Genomic DNA, 26,138 nt, shown 5'->3' with positions numbered 1-26,138 from the left:
ATATAGGCTTCTGGCACGAATAAATTTGGATTGTTTTTTGTTGTAAGATAATCGGTTAAGAATAGAATTGATGTTACGAAAAATGATAAATTTGACTACAATTTGCATAAATAAATTAGTTATGAAGTTAAGAGTACTTGTGTTTGTGTTGGGAATTTGTTTTTGGGGAATTGTGGCTCAGGCACAACCGGTTTCCAATCTTGAAATCAGCAAAATGATTGAAAGTTTTAAGAAGGATCCGAAAGGCCCTTATCAGCAAATTATGTGGTTTTGTCCCGATGGATCGATGGTGGCCCCTAAAATGCGCTGTCCCGAACCCGGAGGCGTTCAACGTGCAAAATACAAAGATGCAGTAGTTCGTTTGGCGCAAACCAACCACGTGTTTTTAGGTCAGATTTTGGCAACCACTCCCAACGAGGATTTTTGGGATGCTTCCAATCAACAATCCCGATTAAAACAATATTTGTTGGAGAAATATTTACAAGCCACCGATAATGCTTGGGTACTTCGTCGCGGGCAATTTTATCGGGGAGCCATTCAGGCAGAAGATGAAAATGCGTGGGGAATTAAATTTTGCAACTGGTTGCTGGCGAATGAGGATGCACTTAAAAGTCAGTTTTATTTAGTGCGCGAAGCCGTTCGTGGCCTTCCTCATATGCAGGAAACCAAAAGTCTGCAGAACATTCGCTCCTTGTCTTTGCTAATTGCAGATAGCGATGTGGAGTTTATGGATGCGCGGATTAAAATTCACGGACAGCCCGATCAATCGGATATTGAACGAGTAAAAGCCTACAAAACGAAAAAGTACACAAAGCTCGAAGCGGACACCAAAGAACAGGTCGATAAATTGATACGCGAACTGGAAGTTTATTATCAGCCAATTCATTTAAAAGATTTAGAACGATACTTGGTAAAAGTTCCTGTTAGCTCGAAATTAAAGCAAAGCATGCTTAATTTCACCAAACTACAAGCCAATACAAAAGGAGAGCAACGGGTAAAAGCCGTTAGCGATATGTTATTCGAAATTCGGGAGAATCTGTTGCAGGAACTTCCTGCCAATCGTTTGGCCTTTTTAGATGTTTCGATTCAGTTAGAAAGCATTCTGTTTTATGAATTAACTAGTTGGAAACCGCAAAGTTTAAAGGGAGTAATTAACTTGAATGAAATGCTTGCCAAGGCTGCAACGGCATGCGGATATATTGAATTATGGGAATGGCAACAAGTAAAAAATGATTTGCAGGCTCCCGATGTTTCGGATATTTCTTTGGAAACCATCCGAAAAGTGCACGATTGTGCGCGTAGCATTATAGAGTGGGGAACCGGAATGAATACTGCGGTTTTCGACGAAACCATAAGTACTTTTGGTGCTTTTGAACCACTTACCTATCATTTTACCGACGATCGTATTCGCTCTTCGGTTTTGCTTCCTTTGGGTGCTTCGGTAAGCCGATTGGGCGATTTTATGAATTTGATTTCTATGCAGTCCAACGAGGTGATGGATATCGAAAATCAAAGTCATTTTAGAGGTTTAAATCCTGGTTTTGCCAAAGGAGAATTAGTGGTGGTTGAAGGTAATGTTGACAAGATCGAAGTATCGAAAGAGAAAATATATTTGTTTAGCAAGCCACCTTCCGATTTAAAACCGGTAGCCGGTATTGCAACTGTTTCGGAAGGAAATATGGTATCGCACGTACAACTTTTGGCTCGTAATTTAGGAATACCAAATGCGGTACTCTCGCAGCAAAACCTTACCGATCTTAAAAAATATTCGGGAACATCGGTTTTTTATGTGGTATCGCCGAAAGGAAAAGTGATTATTAAGCCAGAAAGTAGGATGACCGATGAGGAGAAGAAATTGTTTGTGGTGAAAAAACGAAGCGAGGAAAAAATTAGAATTCCGGTAGAGCAAATTGATCTGAATCAAACTCAATTGGTAAATCTCCGAAAGGTAAATGCTGCCAACTCAGGAAAATTATGTGGTCCTAAGGCTGCAAATTTAGGACAACTAAAGCAATTGTTTCCCGATCAGGTGGTGGAAGGTTTGGTAGTCCCTTTCGGGATATTCCGAAAGCATATGGATCAAGCAATGCCAGAAGTAAATCTTTCCTATTGGCAGTTTTTAAACCAAACTTTTCGCGTTGCAACGGAAAAACAAAAGGCTGGACTTCCTGGTATAGAAGTAGATGAGTATGTATTGGGGCAATTGGCTACCTTAAGCGAAGCGATAAAAAAAATGCCTTTACTACCTGAATTTAAGGAGGATATAAAGCAACAGTTTATTTCCGTATTGGGTAAACCGATGGGAAAAGTACCGGTTTTCCTGCGTAGCGATACCAATATGGAAGATTTAAAGAGCTTTACAGGAGCAGGTCTTAATTTAACACTATTTAATGTGCTCGATACTGAAAAAATAGTGCAGGGAATTAAAGATGTTTGGGCTTCGCCTTATTCCGAAAGAAGCTATAAGTGGAGACAAAGTTATTTGTTGAATCCTGAGAATGTTTTTCCTTCTATTTTAATAATCCCGAGTGTAGATGTGGATTATTCTGGCGTGTTAATCACCAAAGGCGTGCAGTCGGGGAATACCGACGAGCTAACAATTGCTTTTAGCAGAGGTGCTGGTGGTGCGGTAGACGGACAAGTGGCGCAATCTCATGTTTTGGAGGCAAGTGGCGTAAATAAATTATTGTCGCCGGCACGAGAGCCTAGCTATAACGGTTTGCCTTCAACGGGTGGCACTTTAAAGCTGAGCAGTACTTTCGAAAAATCGATTTTGTCGATGGAGAATCTGCAAGAGATTCGTGTTTTTGCAAATAAATTGCAGGAAAAATTAAAAACGACCGAAGGGGTTCATAGTAATGGTCCTTGGGATGTTGAGTTGGGTTTTAAAAATAACAAGCTATGGTTGTTTCAAGTACGTCCTTTTGTTGAGAATAAGCAGGCAAAAGCTTCGGCTTACTTACAGTCTGTTTCTCCCGAGGTTAAATCAGTTCAGTCCATTTCACTCACTACAATTTTAAAATGATGAATCGTAAAAATTTACTCATAATCGTTTTCTTGTTTTCTTCCTTTTTCACTTTTGCAGAAGGAAGCGGGGAGCCTTATCCAATTGATGGTTACAAAACTACAGGGATAAGACGTTTGGTGCGTTTGCAAAAAATTATTGATGGACAAATTAAGGATACAAAACCAATTCCAGGTGCACTTAAGTCCATAAAGGATATCAAATTGAATTTACTGGGAGTTCGGGGCGATAGTTTGGAAACTTTTCCTCAGGCCGATAAAAAGTTGCAGCAAAAGCTAAATAATTTGTTTCCCAACCTGCACGAAAGCTATTCGGTGGCATTACTTGATATCACCAATGGAAAAAAAATAAGATATGCTTCTCGCCAGGATACCAAAGGTTTTCAACCAGGTAGTGTGGGTAAGTTGGCGGTAATAGCTGGCTTATTTAATGAGCTGGAACGACTTTATCCTAATTCGTATGAGGATCGGGTAAATTTGTTAAAAACGCGATTTGTAAAAGCCGGAACGTGGGGAAATTACGACGAACATACGGTTCCTTTTTTCGACACCATCACAAATGTTTTGGTGAAAAGAACGGTTAAGGAATACGATATTTTTTCGCTTTACGAATGGGTAGATCATATGCTTTCGGTAAGTAATAATGGTGCTGCAAGCATTGTTTGGCGCGAAGCGGTGCTAATGCGTGCTTTCGGACAAGATTACCCAAATCTTACCGAGGAACAGGCTTCCGAGTATTTTAAAACAACTCCCCGGGCTAGTTTGCAAAATTTGGCCAACTTGCTTGTAAATGAACCTTTGCTTAAAATTGGAATTAGCGAAGAGGAATGGCGATTAGGGAGTATGTTTACGCAGGGAGCTAAACGCATTATTCCAGGTTCGGGCGGTAGTATTGGCAGTCCGCGTGGTTTAATGAAGTTCTTAATTGCTTTGGAGCGTGGTAAAATTGTAGATTATAATAGTAGTCTCGAAATTAAAAGAATGATGTATATGACCGATCGACGAATTCGCTATGGTGCTTCGCCTCGCTTAACCAATGCAGCTATTTATTTTAAATCGGGAAGTTTGTATCAGTGCAAACCCGAAGAGGGATTTACCTGCAAAAAGTACATGGGAAATGTACAGAACTATATGAATTCCGTGGTAATTGTTGAACAACCCGACGGAGCAACCTACATGGTGGTGGTAATGACGAATGTATTGAGAAAGAATTCCAATCTCGATCATATGGGATTAGCTAGTAGTATTGATGATTTAATTCGGAAGCCTTAATTAGTCAGCTATCATTGCCTTATTTGCTTTTTGAGCAAATGTTCTAATTTTTAAGTTTTCGGAATTCAGGTAAGTTTGAACCAAAGGCAAAAACTTTGGGTCTGCTAGTTGTTCCAGTAAGTAGAATACAGCTAATTTCAGTTTCACATCAACACCTTCTAAGATAAGTCGGTAGCATCCAAATTCATCGGGTTCTTTTTCGGCAAATAAACTAAAAACCGGTTCAGCCATACTATTTAAAATGGCTGTTTCCAGTACTGGAATCAGGATCTTTTTTAAACGAGCTTCCAATACATTATCTAAGAATTCAATTGCATTCATCCTAAGATCAGTCTTATTGCTTTGAATGCCTTTGTAAACGGTTAGTATATCTTCCGGAGGATATCGCAGCTCTAACAGACGGAAAATACGCTCTAAGCTACCATCAAGTCTTCGTTCTAATAAATGAATTAAACTATTTCGTGCATCCATAATTTCTGCAGGAATAGAATCGGTATCTACTTTATTTACAAATTTTGATTTTAACACCACTAAGCTATTCTGCGACAAGTGTATTTCCTCTACAATAAGACTCATAACCAGTTTCTTGTCAAAAAACAGATGGGGAAAGCTTTGTTTAAGATTATTTAAAGCTTTCAAGCTTTCCAAGTGAACCATATAGTCCTCGTAATCAAGTAAAAAGAAAAGAAAATCAATTGATTTCTGACTGTTTATTTTTTGTGCAACCACAGGCAGTTTTCGGACTAATTCGGCCGAAATTTTCTCCTCTTGAATTAGTTTTTGGAATACAGAAAAGGCTCTGCTGCCGTAATTTGCTAAAGCCGTTTGTGCCGTTGGTAAAAAAGTTTTCTGATTTAAGAAATTCAATAGTACGCTAATGAACTGAGGGTGTGCAGTATTCCCAGCAGCTTCAATCGCTTTTGTAACAATTTCTTCTCTTTCGTGATGAAAAGCATTTTGCAAGTAACTAAAATATCCAGAAGCACTTGAAGCTCCAATCACTTGTATAATATGTTGGTGTAATTTGTCTTTCTCGTTTATATCTTCTGTTTTATTCATTTGTTGTATTCGCATCTGCAAGCGATCTCCAAATGAAAACCAGTTCTGGAGCTCTTGGTTTCCACGAGTTTCAATTGCTAATGCCAATAAGGCCGATTCCCGAATTTTATCGTCTTCATGTTCCAGATACGACTCAATTAATTTTACACGGTTGCCAGGCGCTAGTGCGATTAAGTATTCAAAAGCCTTTACACGAACTTCCTGATCCTCATCATTTACCAAAAGTAGCATGTCGCCCGATAAATTGTGATTGATATAGGATTTAAGATTGGTAATTACCTCGGCTCTAACCTTACTTGATGGATGCGAGAGCAGGTGTTTAAGTCGTAAATAGAACTCTACTCTAGGTATTTCTCGTGTTTTCTGAATAATGTACAATAATTGATTTTCCTTAGTGCTTTCCAATTGCTTTTGCAGATTACTGATAACCGATTCGGTGGTTTCAGCCTTTTTTTCTGCTTTCTTCCGGCTAATTTTTTTACTGATCTTTAGTTTAAATGATTTTAGATATTCTTTTCTTACTTGCAAGGCAAAGTAGATCCAAAGCGCAAGCAAACCAATAATCATTAAGCTGATCCAATTCGTAGAGAGCTGTAATCCATTAACAAGGAAAAATAAAAGCAATCCTCCAATTCCGGAAGCAACACTATCTACAGTTACATCGATATAAGATTTGGTTTTACTCTTAATTTCGAGTGGAATGGGTAAAGCTAAGAGTTCGGTGGCCGATTTATTAATAGATTGTTTTAAACTGCCATCACATAACTTAATAAATATTGCGGCACCAAGTATAGGAAAAAACAGCATGCTTAAAGCTCCTAAAAATATAGCGCCGGGAAGAATTAGTAGGGAGCTGCCCACACCAAATACACCAACAATTCGTCGGGTAAGAAACAATTGTATGAATAAGGATAAAAGGTTAAAGTTCGAAAACCAGAACCCAAAAAAGGCGGTTAATCGATCCGGATCGAGGATGGAGGTAGAGGCGATTGCGCTAAATTGGTAATCTACCAGCTTGGCAACAACAACACTTACTCCAATAATGCCTGCCATTAAACTTAAATGTCTCGACTTTTTAATGATTTGATATGGGTTTTCGGGTTGGTGCTCTTCCTGTACTTTTTGTTGTTGCACCAGTTGCTGTTCGCTGTCTCTTTCGGCCCATATTTTTTTAGTAATCCAAATGCTTGGCAACAATACCAGCATACTAAAAAAAATAAGATTTTCGCTACCAATTATTGGAGCCATAATGGAGGTTAGGTAACCACCAAAAATTCCTCCGGCAATTGCACCCGCACCAATAAAACCAAACACTCGTTTGGCTTCTCGCGCATTAAAAATAATGTTGGCCAATACCCAAAATTGAGAGGAGGAGACTACAGCAAAAAGGGCTACCCAAACATAAAACAGTAAAAGCACCACTTGTACCAGTATGTTTAGGCGAAGCAACAATCCAAAAACAAACAGGGTTATAACCGAAATTAGAAGCGTTCGAGTCATAATTTTATCGAATGCGAATTTCGATAACAAGCGGGAATACAACCTGGAAATAGCAACCGCAAAAATAGAAACGATAATGAATGCTGTAGGAAGATAAGAATAACCGAAGGAGGAAAGAAATAGCGAATTAACAATTGGCTTGATGATCAAAAGAGTAGAGATGATCAAAAAGATATTGACTTGCATTAAAACAACCCTTCGATATTCACCTACTCGAATATCGAACGATTTGTTTAAGAAGTATTGAAAAGCTTCCTGGAAAACATTTCTAACAGAACTCTCAAAATTTTTCATTCGGTATAATCTGGTAGTATATGGTTAGGTTTAAAAGTCTTGTGTTACCCTTACGTTTAAAACGATATTTTATTAAAAAACAAAATTGAGAAAAAATGTTAAGTTCTTTCTCAATTTAATAAAATATTTTAACGGGAGCGAAGTAGTTTGCAAAAGCAATCGTAAGTATCAAGATGTTAGATGCTTTGGAGTTATTTTGCCCATAGTATTTAGTCACTTAAGGACTAGAGATCAGGGAAAAACAAAATTTCACCTTGATTTTTCAAGCATCTAGGTGAAGAAAAAACAGATTCTCAGTATTTTAAAAATAAGTTAGAAGCTGTTTGCTGCACAGTAAAAAGGGAATTTACGATTAGTTTATATCGTCTAATACATCTTCAACTTCTAAAACCAGCTGTCTCAAAATTCTTTCGCCATCATCATCTTGAAGTAAACCAACTAGAATGAATCGATCCTCTTTTCCCCATACCAATATCGAATCGGCATGAAAATTTTTCCAGGTTCCTGATTTTCGGAACAATTTGGCATTGGGACGAACTTTTTCGATGGTATTTACAAATTTGTGATGAATTTCAGGATCTACCATCATTTCTAACATTTGACTGGATCGATCAGGACTAACCAATTCCCCATTGATTAGCATATAATAAAAACGACAAACCTGATCTGCAGTTGCTGCATGGCTGATTCCTTTAAGAGGTTCAGGATATCGTGCTCCTGTTTTTGCATACCTTTTCCCAACCCATAAGCCTCCACCTTGTTCTTCATCATACAATTTGTAGGTAGGATCCATCAATACATCCTTAATTTTTTCGTATCCCAATAGGTCAATTAAGCGGGTAGTTGCCTGATTATTCGATCGACTCATCATAAGTCTCATGTCGCTCAAAATAGCTGGAGTTTCTTCTATTTCTCCTTTTTCCAGAGCATCTGCGGTTGCTAATAAAACCGCAATTTTTGGCAAGCTAGCGGCGTACATGATATTATCGCCATTTACGCTAGCAAATCGAATGTTATCTAAATCTCGTAAATCGACTAAACCAACAGCCATTTTCTTATTTTCGATCAAACGTTTCCATTTGCTGTTCTTTTTTAGTTTTATATCGAGTTTATTCTGTAAATCGCTGTTTTTTAGTTCCTGCAAAGGAATTATTTGGTCGGCTGACCGTAACGGTAAGGCCATTTCTTTTTTTACAACCTGTTCATTAATCGATTTGTTTGCACAACCAAAATATACAACAACCAATAGAACTGTTACTACTATAAATCGCGTTTTCATACTATCAACTTCCCTTTAAAATATACACTTATTCTTGCTTTCCCTAATTTAGTGCGCTTTGCGCACGATAACATTATTGTATAATGTTTTATTTACATATTTTTTAACTATCGCGACCCTTAAAATGTATTAGTGAGAACTGCTCAAATGTACTAACATTTTTGAGTTTCCATCATTATTTTAAAATAATTGCAATAGTAGGTAATGTTCAGTATTATAGATGATTGGCTTGTGTCGTTAACTTCAATTAACGGGAATTAACTCAAATTAACAACTTCTGTTTTTTTATTCAAATTATAGCACTTTCTTTTTTATTTTTCTGATTCGAAAAGAGAGTGCTTGGGAAGCTTTGGAATTATTGTTTTGCCTTTCATTTGATTGCCTATTTGTTTTGCAGGAATGGCTCATAAAGATTACTTTTGCTGAGAATCAGAAAGAAAGTGTTTGTTGGATAAGCTTTGTTGTTAACAGGCATTATCAACTTACAAGGGAAGTTTTTTATTTTTTCGAGTGAAAGGGAATTTTTTAAATGAAGAGAAACGAAATTGAGTTAATGGCTCCGGTTGGTTCTTACGAATCATTAATGGCAGCGATACAAGGAGGAGCCAATTCTATTTATTTTGGCATTGAGCAGTTGAATATGAGATCGAGATCTTCGAATAATTTTACCATCGAAGATTTACACAATATTGCATCTATTTGTAAAGAGAATAATATCAAGTCGTACCTAACAGTGAATACGGTTTTGTTCGATCATGATATACAGGTAATGCATAAAATTGTTGATGCGGCAAAAGAAGGCGGTGTAACAGCGATTATTGCTGCAGATGTTTCTGCAATCATGTACGCCCGCAGCATCGATGTAGAAGTTCATATATCTACACAATGCAACATTACCAATATAGAAGCAGTGAAGTTCTATGCTCAATTTGCCGACGTAGTAGTTTTAGCCCGGGAATTAAATCTGAATCAGGTGGCAGCTATCTATAAGCAAATTGTTGAAGAGGAAATTCGTGGTCCGAAAGGGGAGCTGATTCAAATTGAGATGTTTGCGCACGGAGCATTGTGCATGGCAGTATCTGGAAAATGCTATTTGAGTCTGCACGAGAAAAATTCTTCTGCCAATCGCGGAGCATGCATGCAAACTTGTCGAAAAGCCTATATCGTTACCGAAAAGGAATCGGGAAATCAGCTCGAGATCGATAATGAATATATCATGTCGCCCAAAGATTTGTGCACCATCGGTTTTCTGAATAAAATGCTCGATGCAGGAGTTCGTGTCTTGAAATTTGAAGGCCGAGCCCGCTCTCCCGAATATGTAAAAACAGTGGTCGAAAACTACAGCGAAGCAGTCGATGCGTATTTGGAAGGAGATTATACTCGCGATAAAATTGACCAATGGATGACAAATTTGGCTACTGTTTTCAATCGAGGTTTTTGGGATGGTTATTATCTCGGACAAAAAATTGGGGAGTGGAGTGAGGAGTACGGCAACCGTGCTACCAAACGTAAAATGCTAATTGGCAAGGGCACAAATTACTTTGCCAAGATTAAAGTGGCTGAGTTTTTATTGGAATCGCAGGAATTAAAGGTTGGCGATCATATTTTGATTACCGGACCAACAACTGGTGTAGTTGAAACTACCATTAAAGAAATTCGTGTAGATTTAAAATCGGTAGAAAAAGCTGTGAAAGGAGATAGTTTTTCCATTTCACTGGATACAATGATTCGCCGATCGGATAAACTGTATAAGATTGTAGAGGTTACCAACGATTTAATTCAGTAGAAATTTAAGAGTTTAAAGGTCTAAAGGTCTAAAGTCTAAAAGGTCAAAGGTCTTAGGTCTTAGGTCTTAGGTCGAAAAGTCTAAAGTTGAAAGGTCGAAAAAGTATAATATAGCACAGGGCAGGCCTGTGTGATCGGTAATAGTTGTAAACCGTCGCGCACTATTATTTTAATTGAGGAAATATTGTTATTCGCGACGGAAAAGGAAAGAATATATTATTGACAATAATTCGTTATGTATTTCGAAATGAATGTATTGTTAATCGGTCTCATGTCTCATATCTAAAATCTAACGATCTATTGTTATTGATGTAAATAAAATAAAACATGAAAAAAATATTCATTACTCTGTTGGCAATTATTGCTACAACAACACTTTTTGCACAGGATGATTATCAAGGATCTTTGCTGAAAAATGGCGATCAGATTCCTAATTTTTCTGTTCTTACTTTGGATGGGAATGAATTTGTTATCAGCGATTTAAAGGGAAAAGTGGTTCTGATTAATTTTTTTGCTACCTGGTGCGGACCATGCATGAAAGAACTGCCAGAAGTTGAAAGTCAGTTATGGCCTAAATTTAAAAATGAAAATTTTGCAATGATTTCTATTGGTCGCGAACATACCAAGGAACAATTACTGGAATTCAATAAGAAAAAAGGCTTTACATTTCCCATCGCTCCCGATTCGAAACGTGAGGTGTATGCAAAATTTGCAAGTCAATACATTCCTCGTAACTTTATTGTTGATAAAACAGGAAAAATTATATGGCAGGGAGTTGGCTTCAATCAGAAGGAACTCGATCATATGATGAAAGTGATTCAAGAGAATTTATAAAAGAGAATTGAATGCAAAAGCAAGGAAATATCAGTAAAATGCGAACTGATCTTAAGGATGTAGTTGAGTATCAGTTGCCAATAGGCGAGGATTTAGTTGAAATGAATCCTTTGGTAGGTAAAAAGCTCAGCTTTACTTATTTAGGTCAAATTAATTGTATTCATTGTGGAAAAATAACAAAAACATCTTTCTCGCAAGGATACTGTTATTCCTGTTTTACCACACTTCCGCAGACCGACGCAAGTATTCTTCGTCCGGAATTGGATCTTTCGTATTTAGGAATTTCTCGCGATATGGAATGGTCAAAAAAGCACACGCTTCAGCCTCATTTTGTATATCTGGCCTATTCTGGAAACCTAAAAGTTGGAGTTACACGAGAATCACAAGTGCCTACCCGATGGATGGATCAAGGAGCCAGCAAAGCAATAAAATTAGCCAAAACACCCAATCGTCATATTGCAGGTGTTATCGAAGTAGCCTTAAAAGAGCATTTCTCAGATAAAACCAATTGGCGAGCAATGCTAAAATTAGACAATGCTGATGGCGTTGATTTGTTATCCGAAAAACAAAAAGCTTCTCAGCTATTACACCCAGAGTTGCAACAATATATTTCTGATGAAGATCAGGTATTTGAAATGATTTACCCAATGGTTTTACAACCAGAAAAAATAGTCAGTTTTGGATTCGAAAAGGAGAAAGAATACTCGGGTATTTTAAAAGGAATTAAAGGACAATATCTTATCTTTGACGACGGAAAAGTTCTCAATATCAGAAAGCACAGTGGATACCTTATTGAACTTTCTGTTGAAGACTAAGTTTGCTATATTAAACACAAACACAATAAATATTCTTTACTAATCGTAAAATTCTTAATTAAAGATGGAAAACATAGACTGGAAACAATTTGGTTTCGGTTATACTAAAACCGATTACAATGTTCGTTGTCACTTTCGTGATGGAAAATGGGGAGAATTAGAAGTTTCTTCTTCAGATCAGGTAAATGTACATATTGCAGCTACTGGCTTGCATTACGGACAGCAGGCATTTGAAGGTTTAAAGGCTTTTAAAGGTCCTGATGGAAAAGTGAGAGTATTTCGTATCGATGAAAATGCGAAACGTATGCAATCTTCTTCTCATGGTATTATGATGGCGGAAATGCCGATTGATTTATTCGAAGAAGCGGTTATTAAAACGATTAAATTGAATGAAAGATGGATTCCACCATACGAGTCGGGAGCCTCTTTATACATTCGTCCGGTACTTTTCGGAAATGGAGCACAAGTTGGTGTAAACCCAGCTCCTGAATATACTTTTGCAGTATTTGTAATGCCAGTTGGACCATACTTTAAAGAAGGATTCAAACCAACCGATTACGTGATTTATCGCGAATACGATCGTGCTGCTCCACAAGGAACAGGAACAATTAAAGTGGGTGGTAACTATGCTTCTTCACTTCGTGGAGGAACTCGTGCACATAAGGAAGGATTTTCTGCAGTATTATTTTTAGATGCAAAAGAAAAAAAATACATCGACGAATGTGGTCCTGCTAACTTCTTTGGAATTAAAGATAATTCTTACGTAACTCCAAAATCAAATTCTATTTTGCCATCGATCACCAACAAAAGTTTGTGTCAGATTGCTGAAGATATGGGAATGACTGTGGAACGTAGAAAAGTAACAGTGGAAGAATTAGCTGATTTTACCGAAGCTGGAGCTTGTGGTACCGCTGCTGTAATTTCTCCAATTCGCAAAATTGTTGATGCCGATAATAAAGTAGATTATTTTTATGGCGATGAGGCAGGAGAAACCAGTTTAAAATTGTACAATACGCTTCGTGGAATTCAGTACGGAACGGTTGAAGACAAACACAATTGGAATACAATTATCGAATTCTAAGAATATAATTGACAGTTAGTCAACTATATAAACATATAAAGAGGAAATTTCAATTTTGGATTTCCTCTTTTTTTATTGAGTTTTTTTAAGTGCTTACTTCTAGATTAAAGCATGTTTTTTTTGCCACGGAGAAAACGAAGGAGCCAATACATTTTTCCTGTATTATGAAATAGGAATCAAAAGGGTTTCAATTTTTTTTGCTGTTGTTCTGTAGTGATATTTTCAATAAGTTATTTTGAATTTGTAATATCTTCATGTTTAAATGCTTGTGGTAGGGCACAAGGTATTGTTACAAATAAAGAGGGAATTCCAAACGGAATTCCCTCTAATCTCAATGTAAGGTGAGAATTAGGATTTATAAATACTAAAAAAATGTGTTTGATTCCATTAAAAAGGATCAAACCGTTACGCATTTACTTTGTTATTCATCAACAATTTAATAGATGCTGCTAGGCGTTGCACTCCAATTCTGCTGTGTTCTTCATCTACATACGAAAAGTTGATTCTCATTGTATTTTTACCACTTCCATCGCAGTGGAAAGCCGAACCTAATACGAATGCAACATTTTTTTGAATAGCAATTTCAAAAAGATCTTTGGCATCCATATCTTCCGGTAAGTTAAGAAAAAGAAACAAACCACCCTCAGGTTTTGTCCAGCTAACACCTTTTGGCATAAATTCTTCAAAGGCTGCCAGCATAATATCACGTTTGCGGTGATACATCTCAATAATGGTTTTCAAATTTTTATCGAAAAGCCCTTTTTCTAAATAGCTGGCTGCTATTTTCTGAACAAACGCCGAAGTGCATAAATCAGTCGATTGTTTTGCTTTCACAAATTTGTCGATAATGGTTTCGTGAGCAATTACCCAACCAATTCTAAAACCAGGCACGAATATCTTTGAGAAGGTTCCCAATGTAATTACATGTCCCGAATTATCTAGTTCGAACATCATTTTTTGTGCTTTCCCTTCGAATCGTAATTCTCGGTAAGGACTATCTTCAACGATAAGAATATTATATTTTTTGGCTATTGAAATGATTTCCAGTCTTCGAAATTCAGGCATGGTAATGCCAGCAGGGTTCTGAAAATCAGGAATTACATAAATGAATTTTGGTAGTGTTCCTTCCTTTAACATCGCAGCTAAAGTTGCTTCAAGCAAGTCGGAACGCATTCCAAACTCATCAAATTTAATTCCAACTGGAATACCTCCATAGCTTGAAAAAGCACCTAAAGCACCTAAATAGCTTGGTAATCCGCAAATAAATTTATCTCCCCGGTTCAGAAATATTTTTCCAGCTAAATCGAGTCCTTGTTGCGATGAAGTAAGAATTACCAGGTTTTCGGTGGAAATTTTTAGTCCTTGTTGCTGATATCTTTTGGTAAGAATTTCCCGAAGTTTAGTATCTCCTTCGGTAGCTCCATATTGCAAGGCCGCAAGTCCATCTTCCTCTAAAACTTCATTGCTTATTTGCTTTAATTCTTGAATAGGAAAGGTGCTTGGAGCGGGAAGCCCGCCGGCAAAAGAGATAATTTCCGGTTTTTGTGTCAATTTTAGTAACTCTCTGATAACAGATCGTTTCATGCCTTTAGCACTATCAGAAAGAATGTCTTCAAGATTTGTAATCATTATTTCCCCTTTTTAAAATTGTTTTTTAGATGAAATACTTCTGTAGTATTCTACTATTAAATTTACATTGTTTTGCTGGCTAAAACAACGAAATTGAAAATAAAAAAGGCTTTTAGCTTGTAATTTATAATCAATAAGCCTGAAAAAAATGAAAATCAATTAAATCAGTTCGCGAAGTTTATCGAGCTGGCGTATTTTATTTACATCTCTCATGTTACGAGCAGTTTCTGTAAAGTATTGATGGTTTTCGATAAATTTTATTTGTAGACGATTCCAGTCATCAATACTTTTAATTCTGCCATGTTCTTTTAGTTCTCGGTATAAGTTGCCGGAAACAGGAATAAAGTCGGTCCGACCCAAATAATCCAAATCGGCATCACATATTATCTTTTCCAGCTTAGTTTTTGGTTGCGGTGGAAATTTCGTATTCATAATTAGGTTCGAAACTTCGTTGATTTGTTGCTCGGAATAAAAATATTTGGGAAGAATGTGTCGCGCCATTTTCACACTACATTCTTCATGTTCGTTATAGGAAAGAATAAAGCCGGAATCATGAAACAATGCAGCGGTTTTAATGGTTAGCATTTCAGCATCCGAAATGCCTTCTTTTCTACCAATTATTTCTACTTCGGTAATAACATCAATGGTATGTTTTAAATTGTGATAGTACAGATTCTTAGGCAATTCATTCTCTAGCTTAGTAAGAATTGCTTCTTCCAAATCGTCATAACGAAGCATTTGAAATTGAGTAAGAAAGTGCTGATTAGGAACTAATCCTTTTAAATCGCTCGACATATTTGGCTTAAATCCCTTCACAAAGTACATGTCAATATTTCCTTTGTATTTTACGGGCATTCTTCCACGGTATTCACAAATAAAGAAATCTTTAATTAACATGTAGGTCATGCCCGAGATATTAATTTCGCTTACCGAACCCGAAGATTCCATTCTACTGGCAGTATTAACTGTATCGCCCCATATATCGTAACTAACTTTTTTAGTGCCTACAACCCCTGCAATTACAGGACCTGTGTGAACTCCAATTCGCAATCCCCAAATGCCTTTCTTACCTGCCTTCGAGTTTATTTTCATGCTTTTCATGTACTGTTGAATTTCCATTGCAGCCAAAATAACTTCTATAGGATTTGTTCTGTTTTTATTGGGAATACCACCAGCACACATGTACGCATCCCCAACGGTTTTAATTTTTTCGATATTAAATTTATCAACTATTGAATCGAAATGCATGAAAAATTTGTCCAGTTCATCAATCAGATCTTCTGGATTCATTTGTTCCACAATTTTGGTGAACCCATGAATATCCGAGAATAAAACGGTAACCATTCTGAATCTTCGGGAACTTACTTTTCCGGTAGATTGTAATTCTTCGGCAGTTTGTTGGGGTAATAAGTTGGAAAGAAGTTTTTCGGCCTTATCTTTTTGAAGAATTATCTCTTGATTTTTATCGTAAAATTCATTTTCAATCTCTCTTTTTTGTTTTATTAGTTTCCATTTAAACCATAAATACATGAAAGCAATAAGGAATAATTGCAAAATAGCCAGAACAATCATGTTTTCAGAAATAAAATCGAACGCATTTCCTCCTAAAGATACAAGTAGATATTGCATGCAATCAGTTGTTGGAAAGAGTGTTACATTGTATAGTACTAAGGTCATTTGTTGTAAGTTATAATTCCTGATAAACAATGTTAATAAAAATAGCCAAGAAATTTTAAATAATGTACTTTAGCTGTAATTAATACAGAATAATGTGAGTCGTTGTTAAAATTTGCTAGTTTAGTAGAAATTAGCTAAATTGTAGCACGGTTATGTTAAAACTATTTACGACCATCCTCTTTTACTATAAACTATGGAAAACATTAAGAGATCAATACTAGTGGCGTGGGATTTTTCGATTGTCGCGGAGTACGCATTGGAACACGCTTTAATATTTGCTGAGAATGTAGATGCAACGGTTACGTTGTTGCACATTATCAAAAAAGGCTCTCAGTTAGATGAAGCTAATGCCAATATGGCCAAGGCAGTTGCGCAAATTGATAAGGAAAGGGGAGTTCGCCCTGCAGTAATTGTTCGTGAGGGAAGTATCTTTACGTCTATTAATGATATTGCCAAAGAAATGAATTCCATGTTAGTACTTATGGGTACACATGGTATTAAAGGAATGCAGAAACTTACCGGAAGCTGGGCGCTGAAGGTGATTGTTGGATCTCGTGTTCCATTTATTGTGGTTCAAGCACCACCAGTTCATAAAAAGTACTCTTCGGTAGTGTTACCTGTCGACTTTAAAAAGGAAAATAAAGAGAAATTAAGCTGGGCCGAATTTTTAGGTAAATTCTTTAAAGCAAAAATGCGGATAATTACTCCTAAGATTCCTGAAGGACAAATGCTTCAGAGAACAAAAGCGAATTTAGTATTTGCGAAAAAATATTTAGAAAACAGAGGCATCGATTATGAGATTGATACTGCGGACGGAGGCAATGATTTTGCCATGGAAACTGTCGAATTTGCTAAGAAAATTGAAGCAGATATCATTTTAATCATGACAACAAAAAATATTTCTTTTCAGGATTATATGTTAGGAGCACATGAGCAGTTTGTGATTGCAAATTCGGCTCATATTCCTGTAATGTGTGTAAATCCACGAACAGATCTTGCCAAATATGGCAGTTTTTATTAAAGCATGAATTGGAATTTATATATTTGAACAACGGTTATATAGCCGTTGTTTTTTTATATCCTAAAATTAAGACACAGTATGAAGCTTGTATTTGCAACTAATAACCTAAATAAACTTAAGGAACTTCAAAATCTTTTAGGCCAAGAGATGGAACTGTTAAGCCTGGCAGCTATTAACTGCAAGGAGGAGATTCCTGAAGATTATGAAACGCTGGAAGAAAACGCTAGTCAAAAGGCTCGATACGTTTTCGATAAATTTAATGTGAATTGTTTTGCAGATGATACCGGTTTGGAAATAGAAGCTTTGAACAATGAGCCTGGAGTGTATTCTGCCCGTTATGCAGGAGAAGAAAAGGACGCAAAAGCCAATATGAAAAAGGTTTTGGAGAACCTAAAAGGTGTGAAAAATAGAAAAGCTAGGTTTAGAACCGTAATCTCCTTAATAATTGATGGTAAGGAGGTGCAGTTTGAAGGGATTGTTTCAGGAAATATCCTTGAAAAAGAGCGAGGAATTGATGGGTTTGGTTACGATCCAATTTTTGAGCCAGGCGGATATGGAATTTCGTTTGCAGAAATGGATATGAAGGAGAAAAATAGAATTAGTCACCGAGGTTTGGCGGTTCAAAAATTGGTGACTTACTTATTGAGTCTTCACAATTAATTTCTTGTATTTAAATATTTCGTTTACGTATAATTTAGTACTGGTAAAGTATGATTCAACGATTCCTTTCCGTTTTCACTTTTTTATTTTTACTACTTATCAGTAATGGTCAAAGCCAGATAAAGATTGGGGAATGGAGGGAGCATTTGCCATATCAAAAAGCAAAGAGCTTGTTAAAAGGCGGCGAAAGTTTGTATTGTTTAAGTGAATCGGGTTTGTTCTCCTATTCCCTAAACGATAACGAAATTGTTGCTTACAGCAAAACAAAAGGCTTATCGGAATCGGAAATTTCAGCCATAGGCTGGCACGAAGGTTCGGAAAGCTTAATTGTAGCTTATAAAAGTGGTAATCTGGATATTATATCGAAGGGAGTGATTTCAAATATTGCAGATATTAAAAAGTTTGGACTCATTGAAGACAAGTCGATTAATGCAATTGTTAGCACTGCTGATTTGGTGTATTTGGCAACAAATTTTGGGATTGTAGCGATTAATTTGGATAAAAAAGAAGTGGCCGACACCTATTTTATTGTTAGCGATGGCGGGAATTTACGAGTAAATGATATTGCGATTAATGCCAATAAAATTTGGGCAGCAACCAATCAGGGAATTTACACAGCTTCGTTAACGGGCTCGAATTTATCCGATTTTAATAATTGGAGTCGAGAGATAGGATTGCCTGATTATCAAAAAGAATGTGAGCATTTGGTACTTGTAGAGGAAACAGTAATCGCAAGTAGATTTGTATCCGAAACGGCAAGTGAGTTGTATCAAACTAGCAATGGAGCGTGGGTAAGTTTTTCGGGGAGTTTTGCAAAAGTTTATTCTTTAAGGGAGATGAATAATGAATTGTGGGTGGTGCAGACCGATAAAACTCGGATATTTAGTTCGAATGGGAATGAAAAAACATCCGTAAATTATTCTGGTCTTACCGAAATAAGGGACGTTTTGGAAGTGGAGGGGAGAAGCTTTGTTGCGGATAATCAGAAGTCATTGTGCGAAATAAGTACGACTGGAGCAATTACAATTAAGCCAGATGGTCCGCTAAGTGGTTCTATCACGAACCTATTTTCAGTTGCCGAGCAAACCTGGGCGGTTGCTGGTGGTACTGGTGCGACTAATGAAGGATTAGGAGAACTTGCAGGATTGTTTTTGTTCGAAGATCAGGAATGGAATAACTACTCGAAAGAAAATACAACAGCTTTTCAGAATAAAATGGATTTGCATTTATTAGCCGGGAATAAAAGAGAACCGTCCTTGGTTTATGTTGCTAGTTGGGGGGCTGGAATATTTGTATTTGAAGATAAAGAATATCAAGCCAATTGGAATTTTGAGAACTCGCCATTGGGAACGAAAGGAATAAGTGGAATGGATTCGGATGAGGATGGTATGCTATGGATTTTAGATGCTAATTCGTCGGCTCCGGTAAAAGTTCGTTCCATGGAGGAGGAATGGACGAGCTTGACGTATACGGCACTTGCCAATCGAGTAGATATGCAAAAAATTCTGTGTCTGGATAATGGCGATAAATGGGTTTTAAGTGCTCCCGGACAAAGCCTTTTTGCGTTTAATGAAAATGGAACACTCGCCAATCAGGACGATGATGCAATTGCTTCCTTTTTGATTCGTGACGAAAATAATTCGATCATTAGTTCGAAAGTTTTCGATGTAATAGAAGATGATACGGGCGATGTGTGGGTGGGAACTTCGAATGGTGTTGCGGTTTATTCCAATCCTGGAACTATTTTTAGAACGGGAGATTTTTTTGCTTACCAACCAATTATTAGTATTGATGGCTCTACCCAATTTTTATTGGGAACCGAGAGTGTGAATACCATCGCTATAAATGGTGCCAATCAAAAATGGATGGGAACGGCAAATACGGGAGCTTTCCTGATATCAGAAAATGGTGATGAGCAATTGGCTCATTTTACAAGTGAAAATAGCCCATTGCCTTCCAATGCGGTCGACAAAATAAGTGTAAATCCCAAAACAGGCGAAGTCTTTTTTATTACTGATAAAGGAATGGTTTCCTACAAAGGGGAAGTTACTGCGGGAAATGAATCGTACAACAATTTGTATGTGTATCCGAATCCGGTTCGAGAAACTTATCACGGAGATGTTGTTGTAAGCGGTTTAATTGCCGAATCGACGGTGAAAATCACCGATATTAGCGGGAATTTGGTGATGGAAGGAGAATCGGAAGGCGGGCAGTTTATTTGGGACGGACGCAATTTTAACGGATCGCGTGTTCACACTGGAGTGTATTTAATTTTCTGTTCCAATTCCGATGGTTCTAAATCGAAAGTGATTAAATTGTTGTTCATTAATTAAAAGTGATTCAATTTATGCTTGAGTTCTTGTTGGCTGTAAGTAAACTAGTTTTAGCTTAAAAATTGTGAAGCAGTAAGATTCGAGAGTATCAAGAAAAATATCACAATTTGTAGCTCAAGACTTAATTTGTTGATGCTTCTGACTTCAGTGAAATATGAAAAGCTAATGGCTAATAGCTTGTTTACAAAAAGATATGTATTGCGATAATTATGGAATGTTTAAAATGTACATGCATTAATTGTAAAGAATATGATTCATAAGACCAAAGGCATTGTTCTGAATCAGATTAAGTATGGAGAAACCAGCTTGATTGTTCAGGTGTATACCGAAAAGTTTGGTCGACAAACGTATATGGTAAAAGGCGGAAGGTCTAAGAAATCAAGTAGGAAAAGTAATTTATTTCGGCCGTTTTTTCTCTTGGAAATGGAAGTTTATCATCGCGAAGGAAAGAATATTCAGTCGTTAAAGGAGGTTCGGCTTTGCGAGAATCTTAATAATTTGGTTTTTGATGTGTACAAGAGTACTATGGTTTTGTTTCTAACTGAAGTATGTTCGAAAGTACTTCGAGAAGAAGAGCAGAATCAGGAACTATTTGTATTTCTGTATAATAGTATTCGTTACCTCGACTTGAGTGAAGAGCCAATCGGACGATTTCATTTGTATTTTTTAAGTAAGCTAAGCGGTTTTCTTGGTTTTTATCCACAACTTAATTGGTCCGATCAAAATGCCTTTTTCGATTTAGATAATGGCTTATTTGTAGTGGAGGAGAGGAAGCATGCTCACTGTCTCGAAAAAGAGGTAAGTGGAAGGCTTTATTCTTTATTCTCTACTTCAATTGATCGTGTTAACGATCTAAAAATGAATAAGGAGGAGTTGGATGTTCTTTTGCGAGCAATTTTGAACTTTTACGCGCTCCAAATTGATGGTTTTAGCAATTTAAAATCTTTATTTGTCCTTTACGAACTGTTTCAGGAGGAGCAATAATTCGGCGATGCAGTTTATTTATTTGAATCCTTTTTGCAATTGTTTTGCTGATTAGCAAGATTTGAATATTTTTGCATGTTCTTTGGCCCCATAGTTCAAGGGATAGAACAAGTGTTTCCTAAACACTAGATACAGGTTCGAGTCCTGTTGGGGCTACTAAAATACTGATAATCAAACGATTATCAGTATTTTCATTTTAATGCTGTTTTAGTTCCATTCTGAACTAGCAAATTATTAAAAAAATATTACTCCTTTTGAAAACAATTTAGGCATGTTATAACCAGTTAACTGCTTAAATATGCCAAACCCTTACAATTTATTCATTTACTCTGAAAGTCCTTTAGAATTGGGAAAACCAGCTTAATTTACATTCCGTTATTTAGCTGCCAAATTGATTTGTTTTGCTATCAAAAAGATCGTTTAAGTAGGGTAAATGATCGATATGGAAGCGGGATAAGTGATCGAGATAGGAACTAGATAAGATCTGGATAAATAATTCTTAAGAATCCTTTATAATAGCGAGTAGTATCCCATACATTGTAACAATCATATTACCCCTGCTCTTCGAAGTTTTTAACTTCGCAAAGCAGGGGAGTGTTATTCCCATTTCTTAATAATTGAAACCAATTAAATTATAATACATTAACCAAGGAATAAATAGCAAAGTTGCAACAACAATTACAGATTGATAAATTAAATCGGAAGTTTTCAGCTCCTTATATCTAAAGGCTTTTATCACTAAGTATACTGAAGCAAATTCCAATGGAATAATTAAAAAAGGGATCACTAATGCCATTTTAATGAGCAAAGGTATTCCGTAGAAAAATTCAAAAGGGTCGGTGGTAAATAAAGCATAAGAAAGCACTGCAATAAAAAGGAGAACTAAAGAGGCTAGCGAAAAATTGATTTTTTTAAGCAAATGACTGTTTCTGTTGCGCACAAATAGTTTACGCACTACACTTGTAATTATATAAAACAATAGAAAAAGGACAATACTACCTATCCATAAACGTTGAAATTTAATAGGTTCGTACCATTTTAATTTCTGGTAAGAATAAGAATCTGTAAAAAAATAAGAAATTTCGCCTTTCGTATTCTTGCCAAAAGCTAAGTATCTATCATATATTGAATGGAATGTTAAATCGGATATAGGAACAAGTTTATCGTTCCATTCTACTATTTCAAGTGTATTATCTTTTGATACAATTTCAATTTCAGGCGTCAATCCAACTAAAACACTCACTTTATCGAAAGTTGTATGTGCATATCTTGTAAATCGATACGTGCCGGTAAATATCTCTAATGGTTCATCAACAGCGCCCACCTTGGGCGAAACTGTTGCCTTTTCTTTTTTAACCAAACATTCTGGAATGAGTCGTGTAAACAAATCGTTACTAAATTTATCCATAAATACTCGACTTTTCTGTTGGTAAAAATTCGAAGAATTGACAGAAATAAACAAACCTAAATTTTTTTCCGGTATCAATGTTAATTGACTAGAAAAACCTTGAATGCCACCACTATGACTAACCGTTCTTATTTCATACCAATGCGAATCCTCAAAACCTAACAGCCAACCGAAATTAGCCTTTTTGTAGTGCTTAAATCCTGTTTGATGCATTTTAATAACAGTGGTGGAATCTAAAATTTGAACTCCATTAAATTCCCCATTATTCAGAAACATAGATATGTAGTGCCCCATGTCATTAGCTGTTGATCGAAATGAGGATGCGGGGTAGAAGTGATGAAAGGCAGGCTCGTATGGAATTAGTTGCTCGTTCTTTTGCAAGTAACTGGTAACGTAGTTTTCTTTGAGTTCGGCTTGTCGTCTATAACCACTATAATTCATTTCCAAGGGTTGCAAAATCATTTTTCTAACGTACTCATGAAAGGGTATGCCAGTTACTTCTTCAACAATGAGCCCTAGTAAGGCATAACCCTTATTAGAATACGATATGACCTTACCTGAAGGGCGTATCTGTGGTGACATTCGTTTTTCTATATATTGGGCTAAGGGAATTATATCTTCCTCAGCATGAGCTATAGTGCCTATATTGCAATCATCAAACCCAGCCGTATGCGTTAAAAGATGTCTTATGGTAATCGAGTCGTTGAATTTATATGCTAATTGAAAGGATTTGAGATAATTATTAACATCCCGATCCAAATCTAACAGTCCAACCTCAACTAATTTCATGACAGCTGTACCTACAAACGTTTTTGAAATAGAGCCAATTTCAAAGATAGAAGAGCGACTACTCACAGGCGTTTTGGATTCAATGTCTTCTACGCCATAACCTTTTATATGAAGAATTGAATCTCCCTGCATTAAAACTATGGTAGCCCCTGCAATATTAAGGGAATCTAAGCCTTCCGTAAATTGAGAATCGATCCAAGTGTTTAAATCAATTGGTAGCACATCTGTATTTTGAGAATATATTTTATTCTCGAATGAAAAAAATAAATATAGAATTAGAAATGCAATAAGTAAGTGTTTCATAATATTTGATTTAAAAATTAAATGTTAGGGTATAGGATGCCCGTCGGTTGGCAGACCGAGAACGCATATTGAAGTATTTAAAAATTGATAGGGAGCTTAAGCGGAATACTGATTTTCTTGCTTTTTCTCAATCAATATTGATGATGAAAACCATAACAATAGTGACAAAAGATAAATGAGAATTCCATAAGATGGAACAATTGTAGTAGTTTCTAGTCCTTCAAATATTGCTGATGGCGCATAATTAATTGATTTTGCTACTCCTTCTTCCAATATTATAAACATGCTAAAAAATCCAAACATTTGACCCAAAATTCCACTCATTAGTGCAAATAGTCCAATTGATTTTCCGTATCCAAGCTTTCGTAATAGAACCGCTTTATCTGTTTGTTTGGAACTGTAAGCAAGTATAAAATGATAAATAATCCAAGCAACTGTAATAATTAATAAAAGAGTTAGAACCCACATAAAAAAAGATCCTCCCGTAATAAATAAATCTTTCATAAATAAGTAAATTTGCAATTAATACTTCTGCCAAATTATGTGAGATAAGTAAATCTATCAAGGTCGAATCCGCTTCTTAATCGGTTGTTTGTCGACACTAAATGGTAATAACGATATCTTTGCCGAAATTAGCCCGAAATAATTAAATAGAATGTATAAAAAACCAAAAAATATTCATTTACATATTGCTTATTGGATTTTTGTTTTACTCGTTCTAATCCGAGCATTCGGATTTTCGTGGGAAGACAGGATCAATGCCTTTTACTTCGTGAGCATGATTTTTCTAGTTGTTATAGGGACCTCTTATTTTTTCAACTATGTGCTTGTACCTAGATTTTACTTTACAAAAAGGTACAGGAGGTTTGCATTTTATACTTTTTGCACAGCTATTATTTCGTTTTACCTCGAAATGTTGGTTTTATTGTTTACTTTTTTCTTCTTGGTAAATATGAATTATCAAAGTTTGGATACTGATGCTGCTAAACCGATGCTTTTAGCAGTTGTATTGTATTTGCTGGTATTTGTTGGTTCGTTTCTCTTGATGTTTAATCAAATAAATGAAAACCAACAAGTAATTCAACAACTTTTGGAGGAAAAAGAGAAAATGAAGAAATCATTTCTTAAAATCATGTCTAATCGAAAAATGACCAAAATAGCCTACGACGATATTGTTTACATCGAAAGCTTATCGGATTATATCAAGGTGATTACTAGCAACAAAGAAATTACAAGCAAAGAGAAAATAAGTCGACTATCGGAAAGATTACCCGATACTTTTTTAAGAATTCACCGTTCATTTATAATCAATACTGATAGAATTAAAGAACATTCTCTTGATGAAGTTTTAGTAGATGATATTAGGCTAAATATTGGCAGAAGCTATCGAAAAGAAGTTAAAGAATTGTTGAATAATAATGCGTCAAATTAACTAACAACCCCAGCCACACAATGGCTCATACATCATAGGCTTGCCACAGGTGCAACACAAACTTACGCTGCATAGCCGGTACGTCAGACTGTCTAAAAAGGTAAAACTTGATAGCAATTTATTTAGATTAATTAGAGAGATTGCCGTAAAACCCAATATTCAATGAATATTTATAAGGGGGACAAATAAGGGGATTTTCACCTGAGAAAAACCACACAAAAAACTAATAAAGAGTTGTTTATGAGTTCTAAATTGGGTTCTGTTGGGGCTACTAAAAACCCTCATAATCATATGATTATGAGGGTTTTGTTTTTTTTTAGTTGAGCTGTTTCGTAAAATGTTTTCCATTTTTTTAGATTTTTCAACAATTCATTTTTGTATGCATGGAAATCAAATCTCGTAGAGACGCGATTCATCGCTTTTTTTATGTTTTGGGAATTTTTATGGATTGGATTTTATTAGAACTGATTGTCATTTTAGACGCGATAAATTGCGTTTCTACGGGGTGAAAATCAATAATAATGGCAGATAAATTTCAAAATTCATTTTCTGTAAGGCTTGTGTTTAAAAACAGGATGATTTAAATATTTCTTTAACAGGATATTAAAAAAAACAGTATACATTTGTCTCGATTTTGGTGTTCTACTCGAACTATCGTTGGAGGGAATGAAAAGGGAATCCGGTGAGAAACCGGAACAGTACCCGCTACTGTAAATCTCATTCTGCAATGTGCAGAATATGGTTTTTACACCGCAAGCCACTCTCGTAAAGGGGGGAAGGCTGTAAAAACTGAGATAAGTCAGGAGACCTGCCAAGTCGTAACTAATATCATTTTGCTTCCGGGAATCGAAGTTTATGTATTGGACTTGCGTGTGTGTTCAGTATTTACTACTCTAAAATTCTTTGTTTTGTAAACTTTTGGAAGCAGGATGTAATGTTTTATTAAAAAAAACTATTCT

Annotated in this window: 17 protein-coding genes, 1 tRNA gene and 1 riboswitch; of the genes, 12 read left to right on the top strand and 6 right to left on the bottom strand. The window is 36.1% G+C overall.

Annotated elements, in window-relative coordinates; genetic code table 11:
• Positions 1 to 121: 121 nt before the first annotated feature.
• Positions 122 to 3,025, top strand: coding sequence for a PEP/pyruvate-binding domain-containing protein (locus tag BZG02_RS08800; RefSeq protein WP_101261052.1), 2,904 nt, complete (start codon positions 122 to 124; stop codon positions 3,023 to 3,025).
• The gene (locus BZG02_RS08795) at positions 3,022 to 4,296 is read left to right on the top strand and encodes a serine hydrolase (RefSeq protein ID WP_218972198.1); all 1,275 of its coding nucleotides are present in this window, start codon (positions 3,022 to 3,024) and stop codon (positions 4,294 to 4,296) included. Before BZG02_RS08800 ends, BZG02_RS08795 begins: the two co-directional genes overlap by 4 nt.
• On the opposite strand, the gene BZG02_RS08790 is transcribed toward BZG02_RS08795, so the two are convergent.
• Positions 4,297 to 7,149 (bottom strand): MFS transporter, encoded by a 2,853-nt coding sequence (locus BZG02_RS08790; protein ID WP_101261050.1) that lies wholly within the window; start codon positions 7,147 to 7,149, stop codon positions 4,297 to 4,299.
• A 352-nt stretch (positions 7,150 to 7,501) separates the two neighbouring features.
• On the bottom strand, positions 7,502 to 8,428 hold the full coding sequence (locus BZG02_RS08785; protein WP_101261049.1) for a serine hydrolase: 927 nt from the start codon (positions 8,426 to 8,428) through the stop codon (positions 7,502 to 7,504).
• Positions 8,429 to 8,957: 529 nt separating this feature from the next.
• On the opposite strand from BZG02_RS08785, the gene BZG02_RS08780 reads away from it, so the two are divergent.
• The 4 genes from BZG02_RS08780 to BZG02_RS08765 all read left to right on the top strand — a co-directional run bounded on the left by BZG02_RS08780 (position 8,958) and on the right by BZG02_RS08765 (position 12,943).
• Positions 8,958 to 10,214 (top strand): peptidase U32 family protein, encoded by a 1,257-nt coding sequence (locus tag BZG02_RS08780; RefSeq protein ID WP_101261048.1) that lies wholly within the window; start codon positions 8,958 to 8,960, stop codon positions 10,212 to 10,214.
• A 326-nt stretch (positions 10,215 to 10,540) separates the two neighbouring features.
• Positions 10,541 to 11,047 carry a peroxiredoxin family protein gene (locus BZG02_RS08775; protein ID WP_101261047.1) on the top strand — a complete coding sequence of 169 codons (507 nt, stop codon included), beginning with the start codon at positions 10,541 to 10,543 and terminating at the stop codon, positions 11,045 to 11,047.
• Between the two features lie 11 nt (positions 11,048 to 11,058).
• Positions 11,059 to 11,862, top strand: coding sequence for a DUF2797 domain-containing protein (locus BZG02_RS08770; protein WP_101261046.1), 804 nt, complete (start codon positions 11,059 to 11,061; stop codon positions 11,860 to 11,862).
• Between the two features lie 64 nt (positions 11,863 to 11,926).
• Positions 11,927 to 12,943: a branched-chain amino acid aminotransferase gene (locus BZG02_RS08765; RefSeq protein WP_101261045.1), complete on the top strand. Its 1,017-nt coding sequence runs from the start codon at positions 11,927 to 11,929 to the stop codon at positions 12,941 to 12,943.
• A gap of 405 nt (positions 12,944 to 13,348) precedes the next feature.
• On the opposite strand, the gene BZG02_RS08755 is transcribed toward BZG02_RS08765, so the two are convergent.
• On the bottom strand, positions 13,349 to 14,572 hold the full coding sequence (locus BZG02_RS08755) for an aminotransferase-like domain-containing protein (RefSeq protein ID WP_101261043.1): 1,224 nt from the start codon (positions 14,570 to 14,572) through the stop codon (positions 13,349 to 13,351).
• 159 nt (positions 14,573 to 14,731) lie between these two features.
• Positions 14,732 to 16,249 carry an adenylate/guanylate cyclase domain-containing protein gene (locus tag BZG02_RS08750; RefSeq protein WP_101261042.1) on the bottom strand — a complete coding sequence of 506 codons (1,518 nt, stop codon included), beginning with the start codon at positions 16,247 to 16,249 and terminating at the stop codon, positions 14,732 to 14,734.
• Between the two features lie 193 nt (positions 16,250 to 16,442).
• On the opposite strand from BZG02_RS08750, the gene BZG02_RS08745 reads away from it, so the two are divergent.
• The 5 genes from BZG02_RS08745 (at position 16,443) to BZG02_RS08725 (ending at position 21,403) form a co-directional block, all read left to right on the top strand.
• The gene (locus BZG02_RS08745; RefSeq protein WP_101261041.1) at positions 16,443 to 17,270 is read left to right on the top strand and encodes a universal stress protein; all 828 of its coding nucleotides are present in this window, start codon (positions 16,443 to 16,445) and stop codon (positions 17,268 to 17,270) included.
• Positions 17,271 to 17,348: 78 nt separating this feature from the next.
• The gene (locus BZG02_RS08740) at positions 17,349 to 17,930 is read left to right on the top strand and encodes a non-canonical purine NTP diphosphatase (RefSeq protein WP_101261040.1); all 582 of its coding nucleotides are present in this window, start codon (positions 17,349 to 17,351) and stop codon (positions 17,928 to 17,930) included.
• Between the two features lie 50 nt (positions 17,931 to 17,980).
• Positions 17,981 to 20,263: a type IX secretion system anionic LPS delivery protein PorZ gene (gene porZ, locus BZG02_RS08735; protein ID WP_101261039.1), complete on the top strand. Its 2,283-nt coding sequence runs from the start codon at positions 17,981 to 17,983 to the stop codon at positions 20,261 to 20,263.
• A 249-nt stretch (positions 20,264 to 20,512) separates the two neighbouring features.
• Positions 20,513 to 21,247 (top strand): DNA repair protein RecO, encoded by a 735-nt coding sequence (recO, locus tag BZG02_RS08730; protein ID WP_101261038.1) that lies wholly within the window; start codon positions 20,513 to 20,515, stop codon positions 21,245 to 21,247.
• A gap of 84 nt (positions 21,248 to 21,331) precedes the next feature.
• Positions 21,332 to 21,403, top strand: a tRNA-Arg gene (locus tag BZG02_RS08725).
• Positions 21,404 to 21,857: 454 nt separating this feature from the next.
• Here BZG02_RS08725 and BZG02_RS08720 read toward each other — a convergent pair.
• Both BZG02_RS08720 and BZG02_RS08715 read right to left on the bottom strand, forming a co-directional pair.
• Positions 21,858 to 23,666 (bottom strand): serine hydrolase domain-containing protein, encoded by a 1,809-nt coding sequence (locus BZG02_RS08720; protein ID WP_180335680.1) that lies wholly within the window; start codon positions 23,664 to 23,666, stop codon positions 21,858 to 21,860.
• Between the two features lie 177 nt (positions 23,667 to 23,843).
• Positions 23,844 to 24,251, bottom strand: coding sequence for a hypothetical protein (locus BZG02_RS08715; RefSeq protein WP_101261036.1), 408 nt, complete (start codon positions 24,249 to 24,251; stop codon positions 23,844 to 23,846).
• Between the two features lie 448 nt (positions 24,252 to 24,699).
• Between BZG02_RS08715 and BZG02_RS20815 the strand changes: the two genes are divergently transcribed.
• Positions 24,700 to 25,179, top strand: a complete 480-nt coding sequence (locus BZG02_RS20815; protein WP_180335679.1) for a LytR/AlgR family response regulator transcription factor — start codon at positions 24,700 to 24,702, stop codon at positions 25,177 to 25,179.
• Between the two features lie 617 nt (positions 25,180 to 25,796).
• Positions 25,797 to 26,009: riboswitch (cobalamin riboswitch) on the top strand.
• The last annotated feature ends 129 nt before the right edge of the window (positions 26,010 to 26,138 follow it).

The organism is Labilibaculum filiforme, assembly GCF_002843315.1.
Taxonomy (GTDB): Bacteria; Bacteroidota; Bacteroidia; order Bacteroidales; family Marinifilaceae; genus Labilibaculum; species Labilibaculum filiforme.
Note: the sequence above shows the minus strand (reverse complement) of the source record. Positions and strands in the feature narration are given on the sequence as shown.

Bases quoted from the DNA above. Each gene is read 5' to 3' on its own strand.
- BZG02_RS08800 (WP_101261052.1), top strand. From the start codon at position 122: ATGAAGTTAAGAGTACTTGTGTTTGTGTTGGGAATTTGTTTTTGGGGA.
- BZG02_RS08795 (WP_218972198.1), top strand. From the start codon at position 3,022: ATGATGAATCGTAAAAATTTACTCATAATCGTTTTCTTGTTTTCTTCC.
- BZG02_RS08790 (WP_101261050.1), bottom strand. From the start codon at position 7,149: ATGAAAAATTTTGAGAGTTCTGTTAGAAATGTTTTCCAGGAAGCTTTT.
- BZG02_RS08785 (WP_101261049.1), bottom strand. From the start codon at position 8,428: ATGAAAACGCGATTTATAGTAGTAACAGTTCTATTGGTTGTTGTATAT.
- BZG02_RS08780 (WP_101261048.1), top strand. From the start codon at position 8,958: ATGAAGAGAAACGAAATTGAGTTAATGGCTCCGGTTGGTTCTTACGAA.
- BZG02_RS08775 (WP_101261047.1), top strand. From the start codon at position 10,541: ATGAAAAAAATATTCATTACTCTGTTGGCAATTATTGCTACAACAACA.
- BZG02_RS08770 (WP_101261046.1), top strand. From the start codon at position 11,059: ATGCAAAAGCAAGGAAATATCAGTAAAATGCGAACTGATCTTAAGGAT.
- BZG02_RS08765 (WP_101261045.1), top strand. From the start codon at position 11,927: ATGGAAAACATAGACTGGAAACAATTTGGTTTCGGTTATACTAAAACC.
- BZG02_RS08755 (WP_101261043.1), bottom strand. From the start codon at position 14,572: ATGATTACAAATCTTGAAGACATTCTTTCTGATAGTGCTAAAGGCATG.
- BZG02_RS08750 (WP_101261042.1), bottom strand. From the start codon at position 16,249: ATGACCTTAGTACTATACAATGTAACACTCTTTCCAACAACTGATTGC.
- BZG02_RS08745 (WP_101261041.1), top strand. From the start codon at position 16,443: ATGGAAAACATTAAGAGATCAATACTAGTGGCGTGGGATTTTTCGATT.
- BZG02_RS08740 (WP_101261040.1), top strand. From the start codon at position 17,349: ATGAAGCTTGTATTTGCAACTAATAACCTAAATAAACTTAAGGAACTT.
- porZ (WP_101261039.1), top strand. From the start codon at position 17,981: ATGATTCAACGATTCCTTTCCGTTTTCACTTTTTTATTTTTACTACTT.
- recO (WP_101261038.1), top strand. From the start codon at position 20,513: ATGATTCATAAGACCAAAGGCATTGTTCTGAATCAGATTAAGTATGGA.
- BZG02_RS08715 (WP_101261036.1), bottom strand. From the start codon at position 24,251: ATGAAAGATTTATTTATTACGGGAGGATCTTTTTTTATGTGGGTTCTA.
- BZG02_RS20815 (WP_180335679.1), top strand. From the start codon at position 24,700: ATGAATTATCAAAGTTTGGATACTGATGCTGCTAAACCGATGCTTTTA.